General features: G+C 61.4%; 6 protein-coding genes. 4 read left to right on the top strand and 2 right to left on the bottom strand.

Annotation, left to right across the window (positions count from 1 at the left end):
* Positions 1–359 precede the first annotated feature (359 nt).
* From cueR to DIE15_RS36400, 3 genes are all read left to right on the top strand, one after another.
* On the top strand, positions 360–764 hold the full coding sequence (gene cueR, locus DIE15_RS36410) for a Cu(I)-responsive transcriptional regulator (RefSeq protein ID WP_057930285.1): 405 nt from the start codon (positions 360–362) through the stop codon (positions 762–764).
* 215 nt (positions 765–979) lie between these two features.
* On the top strand, positions 980–1,126 hold the full coding sequence (locus DIE15_RS36405; protein WP_006478295.1) for a DUF3563 family protein: 147 nt from the start codon (positions 980–982) through the stop codon (positions 1,124–1,126).
* 113 nt (positions 1,127–1,239) lie between these two features.
* Complete coding sequence (locus DIE15_RS36400) at positions 1,240–1,608, top strand: hypothetical protein (RefSeq protein ID WP_057930284.1); 369 nt, start codon at positions 1,240–1,242, stop codon at positions 1,606–1,608.
* Between the two features lie 15 nt (positions 1,609–1,623).
* Here DIE15_RS36400 and DIE15_RS36395 read toward each other — a convergent pair whose 3' ends face one another.
* Entirely contained in the window at positions 1,624–2,469 is an 846-nt protein-coding gene (locus tag DIE15_RS36395) for a 23S rRNA (adenine(2030)-N(6))-methyltransferase RlmJ (RefSeq protein WP_057930283.1), read from the bottom strand.
* Between the two features lie 114 nt (positions 2,470–2,583).
* A complete protein-coding gene (locus DIE15_RS36390; RefSeq protein ID WP_057930282.1) occupies positions 2,584–3,555 on the bottom strand; it encodes an aldo/keto reductase in 972 nt (323 codons plus the stop codon).
* Positions 3,556–3,718: 163 nt separating this feature from the next.
* Here DIE15_RS36390 and DIE15_RS36385 point away from each other — a divergent pair.
* The coding region (locus DIE15_RS36385; protein ID WP_124835861.1) for an SDR family NAD(P)-dependent oxidoreductase at positions 3,719–3,909 on the top strand (191 nt) is incomplete at its 3' end.

Here is a 3,909-nt window from a genome sequence, read left to right as displayed (position 1 = left end):
GACCGTGAAACGACTCTACGCCGATGATAGTGCGGATTCCCGTGTGAAAGTAGGTAATCGTCAGGCTCCCTAAGCCAAAAACCCCCGCCCGAAAGGCGGGGGTTTTTGCATTTATGGCGCCGGAAAAGGAAAAGGGCGATGGCCGCCAGGTGTTGGCTTGGTCGCTGGCGCCGGTAGGCCGGTGAGCTGGCCAGGCAGGATCCTCATGCACGTCGCACCAGATCTGCCCCCTTCGGTAAGGCCAATCGACTTCTAGCAAAGTCCTTTTCACTCAGCTTTTGATACGATCGAAGTGTCGTCGACGGTCGCTCGTGTCGACGTTCATGTTCGAACCAGTGCTTGATGGAAAGAGGGCAGGAATGAATATCGGCGACGCGTCGCGCGAATCCGGCGTCAGCGCAAAAATGATCCGCTACTACGAACAGGTCGGCCTCCTTGCACCGAGCAAGCGTAGCGATGCCGGATACCGGATCTACGGTTCGGAAGAAGTCCATATCCTGCGTTTCATCCGCCAGGCAAGGCGGCTCGGTTTTCTCGTCGAAGATATCCGCAAGCTGCTGACGCTCTGGCAAGACCGCTCCCGCGCCAGCGCCGAAGTGAAGTCGATCGCCCTCGAACACGTGGCCGAACTCGACAAACGCATCGCGGAATTGAGCGACATGCGCAATACGCTCGCCGATCTCGCCGCGCACTGTCACGGTGACGGGCGCCCCGAATGCCCGATCCTGGCGCGTCTGGCCGATCCGGTCGGTGAGCCAGATTAGTGCACACCCTCGAGGCCCGAAATGAACCTCGAGTCAATATCTTTAAAAATCAGTGAGTTGAGGTGGATGCTTCATAATCCATTCCGAATTGGAATGGCGTCCATGCAAGCATTTCACTGGTATCTTGGTGCAGCACCGCTATAATTCGGGATAACCCTATACGGGAAATCCCTGAATCTTGATTCGCCAGGGGTCCCCCTTCCTTGGAGAACATCATGATCGCCTACATCGTCGAAAAGCTGAGCAACTGGTTCGAATCCGCAGAGCGCGAGCGCCGTGAGGCTTACCTCGCCACGTCGTCGGACATCGTCCAGCTCGAGAGCCGCATCCGCTCGCTCGAAACCAACGGCTACTCGCTGTAATCGGAGTTACCGTCAGGTGCCACGTGGCACCGAACGAAAAGCAAGCCCCGTATTGACGGGGCTTTGTTTTTTGTACGCCGGATCTGGCGAAATCGTCGGCGCGGCGCTATGGTATGGACCTGCTTTTCAGCCGAGAAAATACGACCATGCGCTTGCGTCTCGATGTGCGTCACGGTTTCCGCGCGCGTCTCGTTCTGGGCACTGCGATGCTCATTCAAGGCATGGCGGCCGGTGCGGCGACTTCATCCAAACCACTGATTCTCGATACGCAACGCGGGATCCAGGATGGCAAGGGGGGGCTGGTGTTGCAAACGGCTCCGCTATCGCCAGAGCCGATTGTTGAACCCGCGGGCATGAGAACGCCGGCCGGGCAGGGATCGAATTCGTCGGTCCCGTTGTTTGTCGCGCCGTATATCAATGTGCCGGGCTGGGGCGTGTCGCCTGCGAATCAGCCAAGACCCGCCCCGAGACCGCAGCCGTAACGGCAAACCGCTCGCTCAGTTTCCGCGGTGCTCGATCTGGCACCGGGCGCCGCTGTCCTGTCCCAGGTGTTCGACGAGATAGGGCAGCGCTTCGTTCATGCTCTGCGCGAGCGTGTACGGCGGATTCAGGATAAACATTCCGCTGCCATAAAGTCCCAGGCCGTCTGCTGGCGGGTTCGATACCGTCAACGTCAGGTGCAGCCAGTTGTTCGGCTGCAGTCGCTTGAGTTGTTCCGGAAAACGCTGCGACTCCACCCGCGCAACCTGCGGATACCAGATCGCATAACAACCGGTCGCGAAACGCTTCAGGCATTCGGTTACGCAGGTCACCGTGCGCGCGTAGTCCTTCTTGTCTTCATAGGACGGATCGATCAGCACGAGCGCGCGTCGCGGCGGCGGCGGCAGCAGCGCCTTGATGCCCTCGAAGCCGTCACCGGCGAAAATCATCGCGCGTCGCCCCGCGTCACGGAAGTTGTGACGGAGCACGTCGATTTCCGTCGTGTGCATCTCGAACAGGCGCATCCGGTCCTGCTCGCGCATCAATCGCCATGCGAGATACGGAGAGCCCGGATAGTAGTGCAGCTCGCCGTCGTCGTTCAGCGCGCGCACTTCGTCGATGTAATCACCGAGCGCCTCGGGCAGGTTCTTGTCGTCCCACAGCGGGCCGATGCCGGTGTCGAATTCCCCCGTCTTGGCCGCATAACCGTCGCGCAGCGAATACACGCCGGCGCCGGCGTGCGTGTCGATGTACCAGTACGACTTGTCTTTCTTGTTCAGGTAGCGCAGCAGCTGGACGACGACGGCGTGCTTGAGCACGTCCGCGTGGTTGCCTGCGTGAAAACCGTGACGATAACTGAGCATGGCTGGCTGCCTGAAACGAAGGATGAATCGATGAAAACGGACGATCGCCGCGCGCGGCCGTCGGGCCGCGCGCCAATGCGGCCGCGTATTGTACGCGAGTGGACGTGAGCCGCCTTACTCGTATGCGTCGCCAACGACCTCCTCGATGCGTTGCTTGACCTCAAGCGTTAGCTTTGCGGCAACGTCGAGTGCGCGGATGTTGTCGCCGATCTGCTCGATCCGGGAGGCCCCCGTAATGACCGAACTCACGCGCGGATTCGCGAGTATCCATGCGATAGCGAGCTGGGCGGTGTTGCAGCCGAGTTCTGCCGCAATTCCGCCGAGCCGTTCGACCACGTCGTTGCTGGCCGGATCCGTCAGCCGGTCGCGGAGCCAGTCGTAACCCTGCAGTTGCGCGCGGCTGCCCGGTGGCACGCCATTCCGGTACTTGCCGGTGAGCAGTCCCGATGCCAGCGGACTCCAGGTGGTCAGGCCGAGGCCGTAATCGTCGTAGAGCCGTGCGTATTCCCGCTCGACCCGGGTACGGTGGAACAGGTTGTACTGCGGCTGCTCGACGACCGGTTTGTGCAGGTGGTGCCGCTCGGCAATCTCGTACGCAGCGCGAATTTCGTCGGCGCTCCATTCGGACGTGCCCCAGTACAGCGCCTTGCCGCGCACGATCATGTCGCTCATCGCCCAGACGGTTTCCTCGATCGGGGTGTTCGGATCGGGGCGGTGGCAATAGACGAGGTCGACATAGTCGAGCTGCAGCCGGCGCAGCGAGCCGTCGATCGCGTTCAGCAGATATTTGCGGTTCAGCGTGTGGTACTGGTTCGGGGCTTCCGCGAGACCCCAGAAAAACTTCGTGGACACGAGGTAGCTGACGCGAGGCCAGCCGAGCGACTTGAGCGCCTGACCCATGATTTCCTCGGATTTGCCGCCCGCGTAGACCTCGGCGTTGTCGAAGAAATTGATACCCGCATCGCGGGCCGCCGCGAGGCATTCGCGGGCGACTCGCTGATCGACCTGGTTGCCGTAGGTGACCCACGAGCCGAGTGAAAGCTCGCTGATCTGCAGGCCGGAGCGGCCTAGCCGTCGATAGTGCATGAGAATCTCCCGCGACCCGGAACCGACCTTAAGCTTAGACGTTTTGCGCGCGAACGGCGGGGCCGATCGTGCACAATAGCGGCTGGCCCACCTGCACGACCGCGCGACGAACGCGGGTGCAGCGGGGCGTGCTTTTTCGATCCGATAACGGAAGGAGACGGACATGGCAGCAGATCTGAGCGGCAAGACCGCAGTCGTCACGGGCGCCGCAAGCGGCATCGGCAAGGAAATCGCACTGGAGCTCGCGAAGGCGGGCGCGGCCGTCGCGATCGCCGATCTGAACCAGGATGGCGCGAATGCGGTTGCCGACGAGATCAACAAGGCGGGCGGCAAGGCGATCGGCGTCGCGATGGA

Source organism: Burkholderia sp. Bp9031 (assembly GCF_003857965.1).
In the GTDB taxonomy this organism is placed as follows: domain Bacteria; phylum Pseudomonadota; class Gammaproteobacteria; order Burkholderiales; family Burkholderiaceae; genus Burkholderia; species Burkholderia ambifaria_A.
The sequence above is the reverse complement of the archived record's forward strand: the minus strand, read 5'-3'. Positions and strand labels throughout refer to the sequence as shown.